Raw genomic sequence first — 22,098 nt, 5'->3', positions numbered from 1 at the left:
ACTCGGTCTAATCGGCAAAATATACGACACCAAGAGAAGCCAAGCGACTTGCTCCCGTGACTTGTGGTATGTTGCTTGGTAGGTTGTGCATGCGGCGATAGGCAAGCCAAGCAAACGCCATCGCTTCAATATTTTGACTATCGATTCCCTCTGATTCTGTTGACTCAACCGACCAGAGCGGTAACAGCGCCTTCAATCGCTCCATTAATAAAGGGTTCTTAGCTCCACCGCCGCAGATTAGGAGCCTTTGCCGACTATTGTTATCGTATTTTTTAACTTCATTGCAAATGGTTTGAGCTGTATATTCGCATAAAGTTCTTTGTACATCTTCAGCTGAGCATGAGTATTTTTCTAATATCTTGCCTAGCCATGTCAGATTAAACAGCTCACGCCCGGTACTCTTGGGAGATGGTTTTGTCAGATAAGGTTCGGCTAGCAGCTCATCTAATAACGGAGTGTGTACACTCCCTTGCAAGGCAAAAATAGCATCCTTGTCATAAGGCAAATCTTTATGTTTCACACACCAAGCATCCATTAGTAGATTACCGGGGCCCGTATCATAACCGAGCACAGGTTGCTCTGGGCTCAGTACAGAAATGTTGGCAATGCCGCCGATATTCAGCACCACAGTGGTGAATTCTTGTGAGCGAAATAGAGCGTCATGAAAGGCTGGGACCAATGGCGCGCCTTGACCTCCCAGTGCGATATCTTTGCGTCTAAAGTCTGCTATGGTAGTAATTCCTGTTCTCGCAGCAATGATATTGGCATCACCCAGCTGTATGGTAAATGGCGTTTTCCCTGTAGGCTGGTGAAAAACCGTTTGACCATGATTACCAATGGCAGTAACTCTTTCTTTATCCACTTCCGTTTCTTTTAGGAGCGCCAGTACGGACTCAGCATAGAGGTGACCTAGTTGATTATCTAGTTTACCGAGTTTGGTTAGATCTGTACTCTGGCCAAGGGATACACTTAAGACTTGTTGCTTGATTACATCCGGATATTCAAAGCTTTTAGCCTCAATCAATACCACCTTGTCATCACATATTTCCGTTAATACCACATCGATGCCGTCTAGGCTGGTACCTGACATAATGCCAATGTATTGCTCTTTCTTCATAGACCCCTGTCTTCTCTAGAACGTTCCTAGTACATAGTATGCGATGATACAGAAGGAAAAAGCGATAGATAAGGTGTTATTTGATGAGCTATATAGGCTTATTATCTATGAGTTAGAGTGTTGCGTGTTTATTCAATCAAATCTGGTATTGGCAAGTGAGGCATAGAAGAAAATGCTCTGCCGATACTGTCGAGATCTTGTTATTATCTTTGTCTCTTTGCAACGATAATACTTTGCTAGTTATTTAAATAATGAGGAAGAATGGTATGGGACCTTTATGGCTTGATGTGAAAGGGTGTGAATTGACGGCGGAAGATAGAGAAATCCTTCAGCATCCGACAGTTGGAGGAGTCATACTCTTTTCTCGAAATTACTATGATAATGAACAGCTTATGGCACTAAATAAGTCAATTCGAACCGCCGCTAAGAAGCCTATTTTAATTGGCGTCGATCAGGAAGGGGGAAGAGTACAGCGCTTTAAACAGGGTTTTTCTAACATTCCAGCAGCAGAGCTGTATGCTAAACAGCCGCAAGGTGAAAAGTTAGCTGAGCTAGGAGGGTGGCTCATGGCCGCTGAATTGATTGCTCATGATATCGATCTTAGTTTTGCCCCGGTGCTCGATAAAGGTCATCAATCTAAAGCGATAGGAAGTCGTTCTTTTGGTGAAAGTATTGATACCATAGTTCGCCATAGCAGCGCATTTATGCGCGGAATGAAGTCTGTGGGAATGTCGACAACAGGGAAACATTTTCCAGGCCATGGTGGGGTAACAGAAGATTCTCACCTTGAAACACCCCGCGATAATCGAGAGTCAATCTTTGAGCAGGACATGGCAATTTTTGATGCTCAGATAAAAAACAATTTGCTTGATGCCATGATGCCAGCTCATGTTATTTTTCCTCATTATGATCCCAGGCCAGCGAGTGGTTCAGAATATTGGTTGCAGAAAGTATTAAGAGAACAGTTAGGCTTTAAAGGGATTATTTTTTCTGATGATTTGACCATGGAAGGTGCAGCGGTCATGGGCAATGTTGCAGAGCGTGCGCAAAAATCATTAGCAGCAGGTTGTGACATGATACTTGTTTGTAACCAACGTGATGCCCAAGTCAAGGTGCTAGATACTTTGCCAATCAGTCAGGTTCCAAAGGCTACGGGTTTGTTAAAGAAGCAATCGTTTAAACTTGACGAACTTCGTCGTAGTCAAGAGTGGAAAAATGCATCAGAGGCGATGAAATTCATCCCTGACTAAGTTTGTAAATATTTTATTACATAATGTTTTTTTTGATTTACACTTTGAATTTTTAACAAAGACTGATAAGGTTTGTTTGTCCTGCCTTGGCAGGTTTGAGGTGAATTGATGTAAACTTATATGTACAAAGTGTGGTTATGCAAAAAAGTGAATTGAGCAATATAAATATTACCGAAGAGCAGGTGCTTATCACTCCTGAGGAACTTAAAGCAAAGTTGCCGTTAAGTGAAAAGGCTCGCCATTTTATTCAACAGTCTCGTCAGACAATATCGGACATTATTCATAAAAAAGATCATCGTTTGTTGGTTGTCTGTGGGCCATGTTCAATTCATGATATCGATGCTGCCAAAGATTATGCTAGGCGCTTGAAAGCACTTTCTGAGCAATTAAATGATCATATTTACCTCGTAATGCGAGTTTATTTTGAAAAGCCTAGAACGACTGTGGGCTGGAAAGGCTTGATTAATGATCCTCAACTTGACGGCTCATTTGATATAGAGCAAGGATTACATGTTGGCCGAAGGTTATTGGTGGATTTGGCTGAGATGGAAATCCCTCTTGCTACTGAGGCTCTCGATCCTATAAGTCCTCAGTACCTTGCTGATACTTTTAGCTGGGCCGCAATTGGTGCGAGAACCACAGAGTCTCAAACTCACCGTGAAATGGCCAGCGGTCTATCAATGCCAATCGGATTTAAAAATGGTACAGACGGCAGTCTATCTACAGCCATAAACGCCATGCAAGCGGCCTCTTCGAGTCATAGATTCATGGGGATCAGCCGTGAAGGGCAAGTGGCATTGCTAACGACCCAAGGTAACACGGATGGCCATGTGATTTTGCGTGGTGGGAAGCAGACCAATTATGATTCAGTATCGGTGACAGAGTGCGAGCAGGAGATGGAAAAAGCAGGATTGTCCCCATCCTTGATGGTTGATTGCAGTCATGCCAACTCTCGAAAAGATTTCCGTCGCCAGCCACTGGTTGCTGAAGATGTGATTCACCAAATCCGAGAGGGTAACAAGTCCATTATGGGCTTGATGATTGAAAGTCATATCAACGAAGGTAATCAAGCTTCGGACATCCCATTTGATCAAATGGAATATGGTGTTTCAATTACCGATGCTTGTATTAATTGGGATGACACTGAGGCATTATTACGTCGAGCACATAGTGAGTTGGTGCCATTTTTGGTGCAACGAGTTAAAGGTTAGAAGACTAAAAAAGGAATACGCATGGCTGTTGAACTGAACGCATTGCGCGATCAAATAGATGCTGTCGATAAGAAAATTCTTGATTTATTGGCACAACGTTTATCCTTGGTGGAGCAGGTTGGTGAGGTGAAAAGCACTCATGGTTTACCCATTTACGCTCCTGATCGTGAAGCGGCCATGTTAACGTCACGCCGTGAAGAAGCTGAAAAGATTGGTGTTCCTCCTCAGCTGATTGAAGATATTTTACGCCGTACCATGCGAGAATCTTATGCAAGTGAGAAAGACGCCGGCTTTAAGTGTTTGAATCCCGAGTTGGGGACTGTGATAATAGTTGGTGGTCAAGGCAAGCTAGGGCGCTTGTTTGGTAAAATGTTTACCTTATCGGGCTATCAAGTTGAAGTCATTGGCAGTGATGACTGGGAGCAAGCCGGTGATACGCTAGCTAACGCTGGCCTGGTGGTTGTTACTGTACCTATAAACCTCACACTAGAGGTAATCGGTAAACTGGGTAATTTACCTAAAAACTGTATTCTTTGTGATTTGACATCGATTAAGGCTAAGCCGTTGCAGGCCATGCTAGATATTCACCATGGACCGGTAGTAGGGCTTCACCCTATGTTCGGACCTGATGTGCCGAGTTTAGCCAAGCAAGTCATTGTTTGTTGTAATGGTCGAGGTGAAGAGCAATACCAATGGTTATTGAAACAGTTTTCTATATGGGGCGCAAGTTTGTGTGACATGGAAGCCTATGAACATGATCATGGTATGACATTTATTCAAGCGTTACGTCACTTCACTTCATTTGCTTATGGTTTACATTTGAGCCGAGAGAATCCAAGCATTGATAAGCTTCTTAAGCTCAGTTCGCCTATTTATCGGCTTGAATTGGCTATGGTAGGGCGTTTATTCGGACAAGATCCTAACCTATATGCTGACATTATTCTCTCATCGGATGAGAATATCCAGATGATTAAGCGCTTTCATCACTGTTTTGGCGAAGCGATTAAGATACTTGATAAACGAGATAAGCAAGCTTTTGTTGCTAGTTTTGATAAGGTCAGTGAGTGGTTTGGTGAGTACTCCCAGCATTTTCTGTATGAGAGCCAAAATTTGTTGAAACAGGCAAATGATGCTGTACACAGGGGATAATGTCTCCCAGTGTTAGTAGATGTTTCCGAGGCACAATTCGGTCTTCTGGTATTAGGTCAGACTTTTGTTCTGGCCTATGAGTTGTTGCCTATTTTGTATTCTTACAACTAGTGATATTCTCCCAAATCGGTTAAGTGTTCTATATCTCTGTGGAGAAGTTCATCGTCTCCCACATTCAATTCGATTAACCTTTTAAGGTGCCCAATACTTTCGATGTCAATGTGGTCGATACTCAGGCGTATTACATTGCTGTTGAGGCCAACAACTTCTCCCACAAGTTCAATAACGATATCAGTGTCTTGAAGCGAAAATTCTACATCTACCATGGTATTAAGGCTTAACTCGTCTGCGTTATCAGACGTGAGTAGCAGTCCGTGCAGGGATAAATCGCAAATAAAGCATTCTACTACCTTATTATGTTGAGATAACACTGCCGGCGTCTGGTAAATAATACGCGAAAATTGTCTGCGTTCTATCATGACTGTCTCTCTCTGTGGTACTTAGTATTCAATGATCACCAATCAGGAATAACTACCACTTAGCCTTTAATATCAACAAGGTGAGATTATGGCTTTGTTTGCTGTGGCGTTGAAACAAGTAAGGCCGCTAAGTTAAGCGGCCTTACTACGAATGCTAAGCGAAATTTATTTAGTAATACGCTTATACTTGATTCGATGAGGTTCCGCCGCATCTGGCCCTAACGTTTTCTTCAGCCATTCCATGTATTCAGTATAGTTACCTTCATAGAAGTTGACCTGACCTTCATCACGATAGTCAATAATGTGGGTTGCAATTCGGTCTAAGAACCAACGGTCGTGAGAGATAACCATGGCGCAGCCTGGGAATTCCAATAGTGCTTCTTCTAAAGCTCTGAGAGTCTCTACGTCTAGGTCGTTGGTAGGTTCGTCAAGTAGTAATACATTGCCGCCAGCTTTTAACAGCTTGGCTAAGTGTACTCTGTTACGTTCGCCCCCTGATAACTCTCCAATAATTTTCTGTTGGTCGCTGCCTTTGAAGTTGAAGCGAGAGCAGTATGCTCGTGCTGGGATCTCAAAGTTGTTGATTTTGATAATATCAGCACCTTCAGAAATTTCCTGAAAGACGGATTTTTTATCATCCATGCTATCGCGGAACTGATCTACCGAAGCTAGTTTGACAGTATCACCTATTTCAATACTTCCCGAATCAGGTTGCTCCACGCCACTTAGCATCTTAAATAGCGTTGACTTACCAGCACCGTTAGCACCTATGATTCCTACGATCGCACCTTTGGGAATGCTAAAGGACAAATCATCAATTAATACACGTCCATCAAATGACTTAGAGATGTTCTTTGCATCGATAACCTTGTCACCTAAGCGCTCACCTGGCGGAATGAACAGCTCGTTAGTTTCATTACGCTTTTGGTGATCGTTACTTTGAAGCTCTTCGAATCGAGCCATACGAGCTTTTGATTTAGCTTGGCGTCCTTTAGGATTTTGACGTACCCATTCTAGCTCTTTCTCTATGGTTTTTTGTCTGGCTTTTTCTTGAGACGCTTCTTGTTGTAAACGTGCGTCTTTCTGCTCTAGCCAAGACGTGTAGTTACCTTGCCAAGGAATGCCTTCACCTCTATCTAACTCTAGAATCCATCCAGCCGCGTTGTCGAGGAAGTAACGGTCGTGGGTAATTGCGACTACCGTCCCCGTATAGTCAACTAAGAAGCGCTCAAGCCAGGCTACAGATTCTGCATCTAGGTGGTTAGTTGGTTCATCAAGCAGTAACATATCGGGCTTTTCAAGTAACAGTCGGCAAATGGCGACTCGGCGTCTTTCACCACCAGATAAGTGTTTAATCTGTGCATCCCATTCAGGTAAACGCAATGCATCTGCCGCTCGTTCAAGAGCATTTTCCAAGTTATGTCCATCTTTAGCTTGTATTAAAGCTTCAAGCTCTCCTTGCTCTTTTGCCAGCGCGTCAAAGTCGGCATCAGGCTCTGCGTAGGCAGCGTAAACTTCATCCAGTCGCTTCATTGCTCCAGCAACGTCAGATACCGCTTGTTCGACAATTTCTCGCACTGTTTTTGACTCATCAAGAACCGGCTCTTGAGGTAAGTAACCGACATTCAAGCCAGGCTGTGGGCGCGCTTCGCCATCTATATCAGTGTCAATACCGGCCATGATACGCAGTAAAGTGGATTTACCCGCACCGTTTAGACCTAGAACGCCGATTTTTGCTCCGGGAAAAAAGCTAAGAGAGATATCTTTGAGAATTTGACGTTTCGGTGGCACAACTTTGCTCACCCGAGACATGGTATATACGTATTCAGCCATTGCCGATTGTCCCTAGACTATGAATTGAAATAAAAGGCTATTTTATACTAAGACGAGACGCTTTGTTACCGTCCAAGCAAGGGATAATCATTCTGATTTTTTTGTTTTTAATTGGATTGATTTTATCGACTTGCTTCACGTTGATATGATTTTATTAGTATTTATATCTAGTAAGTGGACTGTTCTGTTTAGAATGGGGGTATGTTGGGAGTGATTTGTAAACACACTGTTTTTTTCTAATTTGAGAAAGAAGCCTATTGGTTTTTTTGTGATGCATAGCTTGTTTTTATGGCTATCCTTTAAAAAGAGTTTTAAGAAATAGAATGGTAACAGCCTAGTTCGGCTGAGCTGAAAGTAGACCAACACGCTCTCTTCTAGCGTGTATCAGATTGTTGTAGTAATCGTAGATAACCGCGAACTAAACCTTAATTTCTCTATGGGATGAGAACTTATGACACTAATGTTTCCTAAGTCGCTGCATCGCATTCATTCACTGTCTCTTGCGTTAGGGGCAATGGTTTGCAGCTCAATAATTGTCTTACCTGTCCTAGCTGGCGATCTTCAACAGCAACGCAGAATTTATGATAAAGCCCATCGTTTATTGGATGCAGGGAAGGTATCTCAGTATTTTAATATTCGTGAACAAATTGAGGACTATCCGCTCACTCCCTATACAGATTACCGAGCCTTTTTGATTAACATTGGTGATAGAACGCCACAAGAAGTTGATACCTTTATTGAAAATTACAAAACAGTACCTTTTTCTGGCCGAATACGAGCCCCTTATATCGATAGCCTTGCGCATAAAAAACAGTGGAAAAAGCTAATTGAATTCCAAAGGGTTGAGCCTAGAGGAGAAAGCTATCAATGTCATTATTACTATGCTTTATACAAATCGGGACACAAAGACAAAGCCTTTATCGGAGCCAAGAAGCTATGGCGTTCAGGAGAGAGTATTTCTGACGCTTGTGATGGCCTTTTTAGTGCTTGGGATCAATCAGGAGTTAGAACAGATCAAGATATTTTAGATCGAATGCAACTTGTATTCGAAACAAGTAACGGCTCTCTGATGAATTTTTTGAGAAAGCAGCTCAGAACGAAAAAAGCCCAGCAGCAAGCGAAGGAAATGAAAGTCTTATTCAATCGCCCTGAACAAGTACTCGATTTTGCGTTTGAGAAGCCAGATAATGATTGGTATCGAACCTTGACAGCAATGGCTTTAAGAAAACTTGCTCGCAAAAATAGTAAAAAAGCTTTTAGTGTTTTTGAGCAAGTGGTCTCGGCTAAGAAAATGTCGAAGAAACAAGTTCAGGATTTGGCAGATCATCTAGCATTTCGATTAATCAATACAGATTCGCTGCTGCAGCAACACTGGCGTGATAAAAAAATAGCCACCTCATCCAACTATAAGCTGATAGAAAGACGCATACGACTTGCAATACAGGACGCCGATTGGCAGGGGATCATTAATTGGATTGATTTACTTCCTGAAAGCAATCAGGCAAGTTTACGCTGGCAATATTGGTTGGGCCGAAGTGAGTTGGCAGAGGGAAAAATTAAGCAGGGGAGTCAACGTCTAGAGAAAATTGTTGGCCAGAGAAACTTTTACAGTGTTGCTGCAGCGAAAGAGATTAAGCGCTCGATTAACTATCCTGTCTCTACTATTTCTTTTCAGCAAGAGGCAGTACAACCGTTTCGAACCACTTTAATTAGAATTGAAGAGTTGATCGAACGTGATAAAATTGCAGTCGCAAAAAATGAATGGCAATGGTTACTCGACCGAGCTAATGACGAACAAAAAGAAATGTTAGCCGCTTATGCTGCCAATAAGCAATGGTCCCATCTGTCTGTCAAAGCTAGTATTCAAGCTAAAATGTGGGACAATATCGAGCTGCGTTTTCCCGTGGCTCATCAGTGGTGGTTCGACTTTTATGGCGAAAAGCATAGTATTGACCCTATTACGTTGATGTCTTTGGCTCGGCAGGAGAGTGCACTTGATGCTCTAGCAAGATCGCCTGTTGGTGCAAGAGGCATTATGCAAGTCATGCCGTCTACGGCTAAATATACGGCACGTAAATATCAATTAATGTATCGCAGCAGTAATGATTTGTATGAAGTCGGAAAAAATATTGAAATTGGCAGTCACTATTTGAAAGGTTTGCTAGACAGGTACGATAATAATCGAGTCTTTGCTCTTGCGGCGTATAATGCGGGGCCGCATAGAGTCAAGACTTGGCGAGAACGTACCCAAGGCCGGCTTGATGCCTATGCTTTTATAGAAGCTATCCCATTTAAAGAAACACGTGGCTATGTCCAAAATATCTTGATGTTCGAGACATATTACCGTGATCTGTTAGGAGTAGATGGTGCGTTTTTAAACCAGCATGAGATTGAAACTAGGTATTAGCGTTTAAACATTAAAAGAGCATATTTGAATATCTTACTTGATTAAAGAGCTTTTACTTTGGCTACTATTCAACCCCAAAAGGGCCAGCAAGCCCTATCTGTCTTAAGAATTCTTGGAACTGTACAATAAATGGCAACACAAACCGAATATCATGAGTGGCAACAAATCTTAGATCTAATAAAAAGCAGCACTACAGCTAATCAACACGAGATGCTGCTTACTATGCTACTGACTGCGGATGAGAGAGAGGCTTTGATTGCGCGAGTAAACATTTGTTGTGAATTACTTAAAGGTGAGCTTTCTCAAAGGCAGATAAGCAATAAATTGGGTGTGGGAGTCGCGACAATAACCCGGGGCTCTAATGAGTTAAAATCAAAGTCAGCAACAGAAAGAGCTCAGATACTCTCACTCCTAAATATCGAATAAGGTTAATCGATATTTAGGAGGTTGTTGGGGAAGTATTCAGGGTTAGTGAATGGAACCAGTGCTAATATCAAGGCTTGATGATAGACACGACTACGTGTAAGGCGGTCATGGGTTAATAGGCTAATCGCCCCACCTTTTTGCTTAATATTTTCGGTGCCAAACACGTCGTCCATTACATCACCCAGCTCGTTTGCATCTACCAGTTTTTCTAATACCAGAGGGGGAAGTATTAAACTGGCCGAGCGAGACTCCCCTCTCTGTGTCGATGACTCTATTATCATCCATGCAAAAGTAGAATTACCCTCTATTCCTGCTTCTAGGCCCACGTAATAGTCTGCATTTGGCTGGTTTCTTTTTGCATTTTTTACCCGGTTAATAGCACCCCGACGAGTTTCTTTATCGCACATAGGTTGATCTGCAACATCGCTTGGTACTTTAATCGACATAAAATCAAAGCGCTGAGAGCCAAATACAGCCTCAAAAGCACTCTCTACAGCCCTCTTCTTCGCAGGGTTAAGAGAAGTGATAACAACTTTCTGTATTGACATCTTTACACCTATGTTCTGGTTGATTGATAATTTTTAATTCTGATAGTGATAGAGGTGGAGATAGGAAATAACCCTGCATATAGTCACACTGGTTGTCAGTGAGCCAGTTTAACATAGATACAGACTCTATTCCTTCAGCGATTACTATCATTGATTGCGAGTGGCATAGTTCTACCAATGGCTTGATGACTTTTTGATTTTGGGTTTTTATCAATGTGGTCAGAAACTCTCTGTCGAGTTTGATCTTCTGTACTGGATACTCCACTAATTGAGTGATAGAGGTGTAACCTGAACCAAAATCATCAATAGCTAGCTTGAAGCCCATTAGAGAAAGTTCATGCAGCAGAGGATAGCTTTGTGAGTCAGTCGCAAAAGTTTCAGTAATTTCGAAGTCAACTAAACTGGGCTTTACGTGATATTTTTGAGCTGCCGTTTGTATGTCTCTTGCTAACTGCTGGGAATCCAATTCAGCAGAGGATAAATTAATAGACAATTGAAGAGGGTATTCGAAGCACTCTTGCAATGCTTGGAAGTCTTTGAATGCCTGATGAATAACCCAACGATCAATTTTACCAAATAGGCCTGTTTTTTCCGAAATGGGGATAAATTCTGCAGGATTGACTTTTCCCATGTTTGGGGAAAACCAACGCAGTAATGCTTCAACCCCCACAATTTTCTTACCTGAACGGTCAAAGTAGGGTTGGTACATCAATGAAAACTCATCATCGAACTCCCCGTTTCTCAGTGCTTGTTCTATTTGATTTCTGCGTCGTACAACTTCATCTAGCTCTTGTGAGTATCGCGCAATTTGATTCTTTCCTGCTCGTTTGGCTTGATACATAGCTGTATCTGCATTGGAAAGTAGTTTTTCCAGATCTTGGCCATCATCAGGGTAGGTTGCGATACCTATACTTGCAGTGATTGGAAAATTACCCAAGGGGGATCCTTGAGAGTTTTGTATTGGCTCTAGGATATCTACGGCGAGTTGATAAGAATAATCACTGCTTGTTGAAGAGGAAATAAAAATAGCAAACTCATCACCAGATAATCTTGATGCGAGGCATTTTGTGCATTGTTTCTGTTCATATGTATGGCTGACTGTACGAATATGCTCCGCGAAATCGATTAGGAGAGAGTCACCTACATGATGACCATATTTGTCATTAACGTATTTAAAATTGTCTAAATCAATATACAAAATCCAAGCCTGAGTACATAGAATATTATCTCTTATTGCTTGGTTTACATATACTTGAAATTGGTATCTATTCGCGAGTTGGGTTAAATGGTCATTTTCAGCCATCGCCTTGGTTTTTTGATAGATCGAACTGAGCTCCTTATACATGTCGTAGAATCTAGCTGATAGTCGTCCAATCTCATCGCTAGTGTTAAGGCGCTGAATATTAAAACTTTGTCGCTGTTCTACTTGCTGTAACTGTTTATCTAAAAAAGTAATCGGGCTGATAACTCGGTTATGTAGTAGAAAGAGTAGAATAAAAATAGTGACTACGGTGGAAGCGCCAAAAAAAAGGAGCAGCCTCTGTTTAATCGTATAAAGTTGCTCTGTAAGTAAATATTGAGCAGGATCCAAAACAGCATAAATATCTGATAACAGCTCAACCGATTGAGTTAGACCCGATTTTACAATAGGGTAATCACTGAAATAGATACTGGTGTCATTGTCAAACTCAATAATATGTTTGAGCTGATCAAACTTGTCTAAGGATATATAGACAACAACAAAGAAGAAATGATCTCTATTATAACTAAGTGGTGACATTAAAGTGTCAATATCTAGGACATCGTAACGGACTAGGACACTTTGACCCTGATGGTTTTGGGTAAATCCGATAAAAGAATCACTTCCAGTCAACCGATAATTAGCTTCTACAAAATTATGCACCTTTTTATCGAGCGTTGAAAACGGGTCAAGTTGATTATCGGCATAAAACAAGGGACTACGAGAGTGATCAAGGATCGCTATTGCCACATCGCTATTTTTATTTACCTGAAGGCTAGAGAGCGTAGTGTGCAGCGTATCGATGAGTTCCATCTCGCGATATGGGTTATCTTCCTTGATGAAATAATGGCGTATGATATCGCTTTTCGTTAGAGTCAAAGAGTAACTATTTAACATAGCTACAGACTGACGAAAATGCCCTGCCAGCTTTTCCATTGTTAATTGAAGGTAACTATTTTCGCGTTTTACTAACGCATCTTTTTGATTGTTATATATACCGTAGCTAGAAAATGCAGCACTAATTAGGATGACTGGCGATACTAGCAACAGTACTCTAGTACTGAGTTTCATGACGTTTTAGAATGCGGTTGAGTATTTTAGTTCGTAAACTGATGTTTTCAGGGGATAGCTCTACATCAACGCGACCCTGATCTATTCTTTTCTGTGATGGAAACAATGATGCATCATTTTTATACCAATCAGGCGTTTGTTTTAATGCAGTAAGATTGGGAGTTGAAGCCTTGATAAATATTGCATTTTTTGCAGCCACCTCAGGGTCCATCAAATATTCCAGAAAAGCTTTTGCTCCCTCAGGGTTAGTTGAGCGGTTATTGATAGCAAGGCAATCAAGCCAGATGAATATTTCACCATCAGGAATCGTAAACGCCCATTTATTACCAACAAAATAGCGGTTGAGAGAATATTGGTCTCCGCTATAGGCTAGAGCCATAGCAAGCTTATCGTTGTGATTTTCTGTTCCCCTTACGTAACTCAATATATATTCGTATGTTAATATTTTTTCATTGAAACTTTGTAGTTGAGGATAAGCAGCTTTGATGGCTGAGGGGGTACCTTCATCAGGAGCTAAACCTAAGCTATAAAATGTAGGAAGAAAGCTCTCAATCGTATCATTGATCATTCCAATACGCCCTTCCAGTTCCTTCGGAGGGGAAGTAAACTCGCTCCATGTTGAAGGTGGGGTTGGGACTAGGTCTTTTCTATATGCTATTCCGACTGTCCCCCAGAAATAGGGGACAGCGTAATCACCACAAGCTTGCAACCATTTGTTTCCGTTATGGTGACGATTTTTGAGAGTACTGAGATCTTTAAAAGCCCCAAAACGGCCGTAAATTTGGGCTGAGACATTGTCTAAAATCACTACATCAAAGGGTAATTGAAGACTTTTCATCATCAATAAGTTGCGTTCATCATCATTATCAAAATGGGTTGCTTTTAGAGGCATGCCCGTTGATGACTCCCAATCTTCAACGACGTAAGGTGATATAGTGTCTTCCCACATGTAGATGTTTATAGGTGCTTTGGTTTGTGCTGAAAAGCTTTGCGTGGTGAACGCGATTAAAAGGAGAAATAGCGATCTCATATCAAACGGGAAGCTCCATATGCTCCGATAAATTCGCTCAAAATGACATGCCTGAAATGACTGACACTACATTCATATGCAACTAATGTTGTCATACTAAATATTTTTCTTATTAGTGTCAGTCATATGAGATTATTTATTTGATCTATATTCCTTTTTTATTCACTTTTTATTGTTGTGGGCGACACATTTTCACTGGGATAACATCCTAAGACCTTGAGATGCTTGGTTAGCTTTGTAAGTTCTTGCAGTGCTTTTTGCATTTGCTCTGATTCAAGATGAGACTCCAAGTCTACATAGAACATCTCTTCCCATGGATTTCCCATGATAGGTCTAGACTCTAGTTTACTCATGTTAATTGAATATTTTTGCAATACGAGTAAGGTTGCAACTAATGATCCTGCTTCCTGAGAAGTTGACATTATTAATGTTGTTTTCGCTGGAATTTGACTCGAGACTTCCACTGGCTTTCTTGCAACAATGATAAAGCGAGTATGGTTTTCTGTTTGGTTCGCAATATTTGTCTGTATAGATTGTAAACCATACAGCTTTCCACTTGCAGCATGCCCAATGGCAGCGACATCGCTTTGGTTTATTTCTTTTACTTTTTTCATTGCATCTGCAGTACTAGTGCATGACTCGAGTGTGATATTTTTAAATCGACTCAGAAATTCACTGCATTGCTGATGGGGCTGGGGATGTGAGTAAAGCGTTTTGATGTCTTCTATTCGCACGTCTGACGTGGCAACTAGGCAGTGCTCTATTGGCAGAATAATTTCTCCAACAATGTGTAAAGTCGTATGTTGAAGTAGGTCGTACACCTCATTAATTGAGCCTGAGCTGGTATTTTCAATTGGTAGAACGCCAAAGTCAGCATGGCCAGATTCAACCGTTTGAGCGACCTCTTTAAAATGCTGACAATTAAGCTCGATTAACTCGGTATTTTTTCGGCTGAAATATTCAAGGCTAGCAAGGTGAGAGTATGACCCTTTTGCCCCTAGAAATGCGACCCTAGCTAATGGCTTACGACTGAGTTCAGGGTTAGCGAGGTTCTGCAGGTAAGACTGTTGAAGTAAGACTGAATCTTCAATAATAGTATGAAATAGCTTTGTGATATATTGGGCATCCAGCTCATATTTATCACGTCCTGCGTTAATTAGTTTTACCAAAAGTTGTTGCTCACGAGCTGCGTCGCGTACAGGTTTAGATGTCTGAACCTTACTTTTGGCTACCTCAATACTCATTTGTCTTCTCTCAGATAAGAGCTTTAACAGTTCGTCGTCTAACTCATTCAAACGTGAGCGAATATCATCGAGTGAGTATTTTTGTTCAGTCATCTTGTTGTCCTCATTAAAAAAGCCTCCCAAATGGGAGGCTTCCTGTTCGTTTCTGACTTATCTTTCGAAAACGAGAGTGCCTCCAGATTTATCGGAGAAAAAAGAAGTCAAAAAAGAACAGGTTGTTTAGAATCATATCTATCAATATAGTTGTGATGGCGTTAACACAATAAGCAAGCGGTTAATCAGCGTCAAGCAAAAAAATAGCGCACAAGGCGCTATTTTCTAACTAGTCATTCCAAACTGATTCAGATAGAGCTTATTCAGCTTCGATTTCTTCGGGCTCTAGTTTCTCAGCACGCCGAGCTTCAGGCTTATGGCGTAGCTTATTGAGTTGTCTCTCAAGTTTCTGTTCCACTTCATTAACAGCGGCATAAAGATCTTCGTGTATAGCAGAAGCAACCAATTTACCTTTAGGTACGGTAATCACTGCCTCAAATTTCATTTGTTTATTTGGTTCTTCACTAAAGCAGGCTTGACAGCTGATAATATCGACTTGCCATTTTTCTAACTTCTTAAATTTACTCTCTATATGAGTTCGGATAGCAGAGGTGATGTTAATATTTTTACCAGTGATGTTTACTTTCATAGATGTTCTTCCTCTGTAGCACCCTTAATGGATTAACTCCAGATTACCTATCTAACACCAAAATAATGTGATCAAGATCAATATTCGTTTTATGTCTCGAGATAGGCAATTTAAACGTGATCGATATCTAGAATTGAACTTTTGGATGAAAGAAAAGACTTGTGAAGAAATGAGGAGTTGCTAGTTTGTTGGTGTAATAAACTAAAAAGTCTATACTTTTTAGTGCATCCCCTCGGCTTAAAAAAACATACCCCAATGCTATCTGAGCACTTGTGGGATACGTTTAGTGTCTTGTTGTTAACACAATATCCCAAAAGCACAATCTACATATCGTTCAAATCAATTAATTGTTGAGTGTGCTTTACAGCATCTTCTAGGCCCAACTCTTGATATGCTTCCAGCTGAATTTTAAGCGATCTTAATGCGGCTTCAGTGTCAGGGTAAGTTTTTTGTAACTCTTGTGCGCGGTTGATTGCGGCTATCCAAGCTTCGCGGCGAAGATAAAAATCTGCAGTCGCTAGGTCGTAATCAGCAAGGCGATTTTTTAGCGAAATCATGCGCTTGTGAGCGTCCTCTGCATATGGGCTATTTGGGTAACGCTCGAGTAATTTCTTGAAGTCAGCAAAAGCCTTTTTCACAGGTTCTGGATCTCGGTCACTGCGATCTACGTTAAATAAGTCATGCATAAAATTACGATCTTGTGCCATGTGAGTCAGGCCACGCATATACAATACCCAATCAAGCTTTTCATGCGTTGGATTTAATCGGGAAAAGCGCTCTATGGTTGCTAATCCTAGAGCTAAGTCATCATTTTTATAGTAGGCATAGATAAGGTCTAATTGAACCTGCTCTGAATAAGCACCAAATGGATATCTAGAATCCAAAGCTTCCAACTTATCAATTGCCGATAACCAGTTTCCACTTTGCAAAGATACTTGAGCTTCAGAATATAATTCGGAAGGTGGGATATCCGGAACAATCTCATCGCTGCTAGAGCAGCCGACTAATACAGATAATGCTAATAAGCCAGATAAAGTATGCTTTTTCATGTCAGGATTCGATTCCTTGAGATAAATATTTTGTTGCTTCCGTTACTTTCTGGTCGGGAGCAGATACAATGGAGCAATATTCTTCCACACTAGTGGCAATTAGTCCCACAGTTTTTGAAAAAGTTCGATATGGCTCAGCAGATTGAATTAAGTAATACAGTAAAAGATAGTCAATTGGGTCAGCGTCTTGACCAGGCAATCGCAGAATTATTCGCCGATTTTTCTCGTTCTCGTCTTAAGGAATGGTTATTAGATGGCAAAGTTCAGGTAAATGGAGAAGTTGTCACTAAGCCTCGTACCAAAGTTATGGGTGGTGAAATTATAATCGTTCAAGCCGAATTAGAGGATGAAGAGCGTTGGGAAGCTCAAGATATTGCGTTGGACATCGTTTACGAAGATGACGACATTATCGTTATTAATAAACCGAGGGACTTTGTCGTTCATCCGGGAGCGGGTACGCCAGATGGAACAGTATTGAATGCTTTGCTGCATCATTACCCAGATATTGCCGAAGTTCCTCGTGCTGGAATTGTCCATCGTCTCGACAAAGATACAACTGGTTTAATGGTTGTTGCCAAAACAGTGCCAGCACAAACGCGTTTAGTCCGAGCGCTACAAAAACGCAATATTACCCGAGAATATGAAGCTATTGCGATTGGCCGCATGACAGCTGGTGGGCGAGTTGAACAGCCTATCGGTCGTCATTCTACAAAACGCACATTGATGGCGGTTAGTCCTATGGGTAAGCCAGCAGTGACGCATTATCGCGTTGCTGAACATTTTCGAGAGCATACGCGTATTCGTTTAAGGTTAGAAACTGGCCGAACTCACCAGATTCGTGTTCATATGGCTTATCTTCAGCATCCATTGCTTGGTGACTCTGCTTATGGCGGACGGGCAAGAATTCCTGCTGGGGCTTCGGAACAATTGGCGAACATGATACGCCAATTTGATCGTCAGGCCCTACATGCCGTGATGCTTAAGTTTGAACACCCTATCTCGGGAGAGGAATTAGAGTTTCATGCCCCGGTACCTGAAGATATGGTATCGATGACAGAAGCTTTGCGCCAAGACGTTCATGAACACGGTATTGAGGAAGACATGTAAGGTGGAGATGATTATTCCCAACTGGCCTGTGCCTGCAAATGTTAAAGCTTTTTCTTCGACTCGTAAGCAGGGTTTTTCGAATGGCAAATACCAAGGGTTAAACCTTGGTAGTCATGTTGGGGATGATATCACTCATGTTGAAAGTAATCGCTCTTGGTTAGCTCAACAATCGTCGATGCCTAGTGCACCGATTTGGTTAAATCAGACACACTCAACCACAGTGTTGGAAGTCTCCAAGCCAACTCAGGAAGTACTCAATGCTGATGGTCTATATACCAAGCATGCGGGCGTGGTTTGCTCTGCCATGACAGCTGATTGCCTTCCTGTGTTGCTATCAAACATCTCTGGCACTGAAGTGGCGGCAGTGCATGCGGGATGGCGCGGTTTAGCCAATGGGATTGTTGAAAATGCGGTTGCACAATTTGACAGCCAAGTAATGGCTTGGATAGGCCCTGCGATTGGCGTGTCAGCATTTGAAGTAGGGGAGGACGTAGTAGAAGCTTTTGTCGCAAAAAATCCCTCAGCTTGTGAGGCATTTTATCCGACGAACTCACCATTGAAATGGTTAGCTGATATGAACATACTCATCACTCAAAGATTGAATAGCATAGGCATTAACGATGTGTATTACAGCGGCATGTGTACTTTTTCTGATCCTGAGCGTTTTTTTTCCTATCGTCGGGATGGTATAACAGGTCGACAAGCTACTTTTATCTGGATCGATAAATAATACTTTTCAATACATTCCCCTTGAAAGTCGCTGCTTTCGCATCCATCTATCATACTGACTAAAAGAGTTTTCTTCGTTAAGGTTAGGAAGGTAGATATGCGCCTTGATAGGTTTACTAGCAAATTTCAAATCGCGATATCTGACGCACAATCACTGGCGTTAGGGCGCGATCACCAATACATTGAACCCGTTCATCTTATGGTTGCTTTAATGGACCAAAACGGTAGCCCTATTCGTCCATTGCTTACCACGCTCGATGTTGATGTTACTCACCTGAGATCCAAATTAAGTGAAATCCTTGATCGTTTGCCCAAAGTGAGTGGCATTGGTGGCGATGTACAACTATCAAGTTCGATGGGAACCTTATTTAACCTTTGTGATAAGGTCGCACAAAAGCGCAAAGATGCTTATATTTCATCGGAAATCTTCCTCCTCGCGGCAATAGAAGATAAAGGGCCTTTAGGTGAGTTACTTAAAGAGTTGGGCCTTACTGAAGCGAAACTGAGCGCTGCAATTGATAAAATTCGAGGTGGTCAAACGGTTAATGACCCGAATGCAGAGGAACTTCGTCAAGCACTTGAAAAGTTCACTATTGATCTAACAGAGCGAGCTGAACAGGGGAAATTAGATCCTGTTATCGGTCGTGATGATGAAATCCGTCGTACTATTCAGGTCTTGCAAAGACGCACCAAAAACAATCCCGTCATTATCGGTGAACCTGGAGTCGGTAAAACGGCTATTGTCGAGGGTTTGGCACAGCGTATCATAAATAATGAAGTCCCAGAAGGATTGCGAAATAAAAGAGTTCTCTCACTTGATATGGGAGCTCTGGTGGCGGGTGCAAAATATCGAGGAGAATTTGAAGAACGCCTCAAATCCGTACTTAGTGAGCTGTCTAAAGAAGAGGGCAGCGTCATTCTGTTCATAGATGAAATTCATACTATGGTCGGAGCTGGTAAAGGTGAGGGTTCAATGGATGCGGGCAATATGCTCAAGCCGGCTTTAGCGAGAGGTGAACTTCATTGCGTTGGTGCGACAACACTAGATGAATATCGTCAGTATATAGAAAAAGATCCAGCACTAGAGCGTCGCTTTCAAAAAGTATTGGTTGATGAGCCTTCAGTAGAGGATACAGTGGCAATACTACGCGGCCTTAAAGAGCGTTATGAACTTCATCATCATGTAGAGATAACAGATCCAGCGATTGTTGCTGCAGCGAGTTTGTCCCACAGGTACATTTCGGACCGTCAGTTACCAGATAAAGCGATAGATCTAATCGACGAAGCGGCATCCAGTATCAGAATGCAAATAGATTCTAAACCAGAATCATTGGATAAGCTTGAACGAAAAATTGTTCAGCTTAAGATCGAGCAGCAAGCACTGACCAATGAACATGATGAAGCGAGTGAAAAGCGCCTTTTTAACCTCACTGAGGAGTTACAAGATAAAGAGCGTGCTTTTGCTGAGCTTGAAGAGGTCTGGAATGCTGAGAAAGCAGCGCTATCGGGTACACAACACATAAAAGGTGAATTAGAACAAGCGCGACTTGATATGGACTTTGCACGTCGTGCTGGTGACCTTAATCGAATGTCAGAACTCCAGTATGGGCGTATTCCTGAACTAGAAAAGCAGCTAGACCTTGCGACCCAAGCCGAGATGCAGGAAATGACTCTGCTTCGCAATAAGGTCACGGATAATGAAATAGCCGAAGTGCTATCTAAGCAGACAGGTATTCCTGTATCTAAGATGCTTGAGGCTGAGAAAGAAAAGCTGCTTAGGATGGAAAAAGTTCTCCACACTCGTGTTATTGGTCAAACAGAAGCGGTTGAAGTGGTATCCAACGCGATTCGTCGCAGCCGTGCAGGGCTATCTGACCCCAATAAACCCATTGGTTCATTTTTATTCCTAGGCCCAACAGGTGTAGGTAAAACAGAGCTTTGTAAGACTTTAGCTAACTTTTTATTTGATAGTGAAGACGCCATGGTTCGTATTGATATGTCAGAGTTTATGGAGAAACACTCCGTTGCCAGACTAGTAGGTGCTCCTCCAGGATATGTTGGATATGAAGAGGGTGGCTATATCACTGAAGCAGTCAGAAGAAAGCCTTACTCAGTTATTTTGCTCGATGAAGTTGAGAAAGCTCATCCAGACGTGTTTAACATATTGCTCCAAGTTCTAGATGACGGAAGACTCACAGATGGCCAAGGTCGAACCGTCGATTTTCGCAATACTGTTGTTATTATGACTTCCAACCTTGGCTCAACAAGAATCCAAGAAAACTTTGGTTCATTGGATTATCAGGGTATAAAGGAAGAAGTAATGGAAGTGGTTAACAAGCATTTCCGTCCTGAGTTTCTTAACCGAGTCGATGAGAGTGTAGTGTTTCATCCGCTCGCACAAGAGCATATCAAATCTATTGCCTCTATTCAGTTGGATAGACTCTCCAAGCGAATGGAAGACGGTGGATATAAATTGCAAGTAACAGATAAAGCGCTAGATCTCATTGCTCAAGTTGGTTTTGATCCTGTATTTGGTGCTCGACCGTTAAAGAGAGCCATTCAACAAAGTGTCGAGAATCCGCTAGCTAAGGCAATCCTTGCTGGTAAGGTGATACCAGACAAGCCGATTAAACTATCAGTGAGTAAAGATCAGATAGTTGCTCAGCAATAGGCTTATACCTGATAGTAGAGTAAATCTTTGCTCTACTATCGAGTGGTTTTTACTCCTTTAGTGTGAATTGTGAGCTAACGATACAGTAAATTGAATTTTTTACTGCTTTGCTCTTGTGCTCTTAGAATTCTTCTCTATAATCCGCTCTTGTTGTCAGGGCAGAAGCACTGATATATCGGTCAGTTTGGCTTTACTAGGCTAAGCAAAAGAAAAATAAAGAAAAGTGTTTGACTCTTTACTTTATATGGCTAGAATGGCCGACTCTTATTTAGGTAGTAAATAAAACTAAAGAAGAACGCTCTTTAACAAACTAAACCTATCAATCTGTGTGGGCACTCGTTGATGATAATCCAAAAAGATTTATCAATGAACTGAGTGACCAATCGGTAGTAATACCGGCACAGTCAATTCAACATTACACAGTAATGTTATCAGTATTCATTGAGCCGCATCTTAGATGCACAAAACTTTAATTGAAGAGTTTGATCATGGCTCAGATTGAACGCTGGCGGCAGGCCTAACACATGCAAGTCGAGCGGAAACGAGYTATCTGACCCTTCGGGTGACGATAACGGCGTCGAGCGGCGGACGGGTGAGTAATGCCTGGGAAATTGCCCTGATGTGGGGGATAACCATTGGAAACGATGGCTAATACCGCATAATAGCTTCGGCTCAAAGAGGGGGACCTTCGGGCCTCTCGCGTCAGGATATGCCCAGGTGGGATTAGCTAGTTGGTGAGGTAAGGGCTCACCAAGGCGACGATCCCTAGCTGGTCTGAGAGGATGATCAGCCACACTGGAACTGAGACACGGTCCAGACTCCTACGGGAGGCAGCAGTGGGGAATATGGGGAATA

17 protein-coding genes, 1 rRNA gene and 1 other annotated feature are annotated in these 22,098 nt (G+C 41.9%); of the genes, 9 read left to right on the top strand and 9 right to left on the bottom strand.

From position 1 onward, the window contains the following. Positions 1–7: 7 nt before the first annotated feature. Positions 8–1,117: an anhydro-N-acetylmuramic acid kinase gene (locus tag DPF90_RS13885; protein WP_114786942.1), complete on the bottom strand. Its 1,110-nt coding sequence runs from the start codon at positions 1,115–1,117 to the stop codon at positions 8–10. Between the two features lie 266 nt (positions 1,118–1,383). Between DPF90_RS13885 and nagZ the strand changes: the two genes are divergently transcribed. From nagZ to tyrA, 3 genes are all read left to right on the top strand, one after another. After that, the gene (gene nagZ, locus DPF90_RS13880) at positions 1,384–2,367 is read left to right on the top strand and encodes a beta-N-acetylhexosaminidase (protein ID WP_114786941.1); all 984 of its coding nucleotides are present in this window, start codon (positions 1,384–1,386) and stop codon (positions 2,365–2,367) included. Positions 2,368–2,504: 137 nt separating this feature from the next. Next, the gene (locus DPF90_RS13875) at positions 2,505–3,578 is read left to right on the top strand and encodes a 3-deoxy-7-phosphoheptulonate synthase (protein ID WP_114786940.1); all 1,074 of its coding nucleotides are present in this window, start codon (positions 2,505–2,507) and stop codon (positions 3,576–3,578) included. Positions 3,579–3,599: 21 nt separating this feature from the next. After that, positions 3,600–4,727, top strand: a complete 1,128-nt coding sequence (gene tyrA, locus DPF90_RS13870; protein ID WP_114786939.1) for a bifunctional chorismate mutase/prephenate dehydrogenase — start codon at positions 3,600–3,602, stop codon at positions 4,725–4,727. A 107-nt stretch (positions 4,728–4,834) separates the two neighbouring features. Here the strand turns inward: tyrA and DPF90_RS13865 are convergent, their stop codons facing one another. Together DPF90_RS13865 and ettA are read right to left on the bottom strand one after the other, a co-directional pair. After that, positions 4,835–5,206: a PilZ domain-containing protein gene (locus DPF90_RS13865; RefSeq protein WP_114786938.1), complete on the bottom strand. Its 372-nt coding sequence runs from the start codon at positions 5,204–5,206 to the stop codon at positions 4,835–4,837. A 165-nt stretch (positions 5,207–5,371) separates the two neighbouring features. After that, complete coding sequence (ettA, locus tag DPF90_RS13860) at positions 5,372–7,039, bottom strand: energy-dependent translational throttle protein EttA (protein WP_114786937.1); 1,668 nt, start codon at positions 7,037–7,039, stop codon at positions 5,372–5,374. Between the two features lie 451 nt (positions 7,040–7,490). On the opposite strand from ettA, the gene sltY reads away from it, so the two are divergent. Further along, a complete protein-coding gene (sltY, locus tag DPF90_RS13855; protein WP_114786936.1) occupies positions 7,491–9,446 on the top strand; it encodes a murein transglycosylase in 1,956 nt (651 codons plus the stop codon). 129 nt (positions 9,447–9,575) lie between these two features. Further along, a complete protein-coding gene (trpR, locus tag DPF90_RS13850; RefSeq protein WP_114786935.1) occupies positions 9,576–9,872 on the top strand; it encodes a trp operon repressor in 297 nt (98 codons plus the stop codon). A 2-nt stretch (positions 9,873–9,874) separates the two neighbouring features. Here the strand turns inward: trpR and yjjX are convergent, their stop codons facing one another. The 6 genes from yjjX to DPF90_RS13820 all read right to left on the bottom strand — a co-directional run bounded on the left by yjjX (position 9,875) and on the right by DPF90_RS13820 (position 16,736). After that, positions 9,875–10,420 (bottom strand): inosine/xanthosine triphosphatase, encoded by a 546-nt coding sequence (gene yjjX / locus DPF90_RS13845; protein WP_114786934.1) that lies wholly within the window; start codon positions 10,418–10,420, stop codon positions 9,875–9,877. Beyond that, complete coding sequence (locus DPF90_RS13840; protein WP_114786933.1) at positions 10,386–12,731, bottom strand: putative bifunctional diguanylate cyclase/phosphodiesterase; 2,346 nt, start codon at positions 12,729–12,731, stop codon at positions 10,386–10,388. The genes yjjX and DPF90_RS13840 overlap by 35 nt, the downstream gene beginning before the upstream one ends. Then, positions 12,715–13,761, bottom strand: coding sequence for a polyamine ABC transporter substrate-binding protein (locus tag DPF90_RS13835; RefSeq protein WP_114786932.1), 1,047 nt, complete (start codon positions 13,759–13,761; stop codon positions 12,715–12,717). Before DPF90_RS13835 ends, DPF90_RS13840 begins: the two co-directional genes overlap by 17 nt. Before the next feature lie 158 nt (positions 13,762–13,919). Then, on the bottom strand, positions 13,920–15,098 hold the full coding sequence (pheA, locus tag DPF90_RS13830; protein WP_114786931.1) for a prephenate dehydratase: 1,179 nt from the start codon (positions 15,096–15,098) through the stop codon (positions 13,920–13,922). Between the two features lie 12 nt (positions 15,099–15,110). Continuing rightward, positions 15,111–15,232, bottom strand: a sequence feature (Phe leader region). Positions 15,233–15,357: 125 nt separating this feature from the next. Next, positions 15,358–15,687 carry a ribosome hibernation-promoting factor, HPF/YfiA family gene (gene hpf, locus DPF90_RS13825; protein ID WP_114786930.1) on the bottom strand — a complete coding sequence of 110 codons (330 nt, stop codon included), beginning with the start codon at positions 15,685–15,687 and terminating at the stop codon, positions 15,358–15,360. Positions 15,688–16,010: 323 nt separating this feature from the next. Further along, positions 16,011–16,736: an outer membrane protein assembly factor BamD gene (locus tag DPF90_RS13820; protein ID WP_114786929.1), complete on the bottom strand. Its 726-nt coding sequence runs from the start codon at positions 16,734–16,736 to the stop codon at positions 16,011–16,013. A gap of 129 nt (positions 16,737–16,865) precedes the next feature. Between DPF90_RS13820 and rluD the strand changes: the two genes are divergently transcribed. The 4 genes from rluD to DPF90_RS20355 form a co-directional block, all read left to right on the top strand. Further along, a complete protein-coding gene (rluD, locus tag DPF90_RS13815; protein WP_114786928.1) occupies positions 16,866–17,843 on the top strand; it encodes a 23S rRNA pseudouridine(1911/1915/1917) synthase RluD in 978 nt (325 codons plus the stop codon). Between the two features lies 1 nt (position 17,844). Next, positions 17,845–18,573, top strand: a complete 729-nt coding sequence (pgeF, locus tag DPF90_RS13810) for a peptidoglycan editing factor PgeF (protein ID WP_114786927.1) — start codon at positions 17,845–17,847, stop codon at positions 18,571–18,573. Between the two features lie 96 nt (positions 18,574–18,669). Then, entirely contained in the window at positions 18,670–21,243 is a 2,574-nt protein-coding gene (gene clpB, locus DPF90_RS13805; protein ID WP_114786926.1) for an ATP-dependent chaperone ClpB, read from the top strand. Between the two features lie 470 nt (positions 21,244–21,713). Next, positions 21,714–22,098, top strand: a 16S ribosomal RNA gene (locus tag DPF90_RS20355); the annotation flags it as partial.

The sequence above is a fragment of the Vibrio tetraodonis genome (assembly GCF_003350295.1).
GTDB classification, from domain to species: Bacteria; Pseudomonadota; Gammaproteobacteria; order Enterobacterales; family Vibrionaceae; genus Vibrio; species Vibrio tetraodonis.
This window is presented reverse-complemented; position numbering and strand designations above follow the sequence as displayed.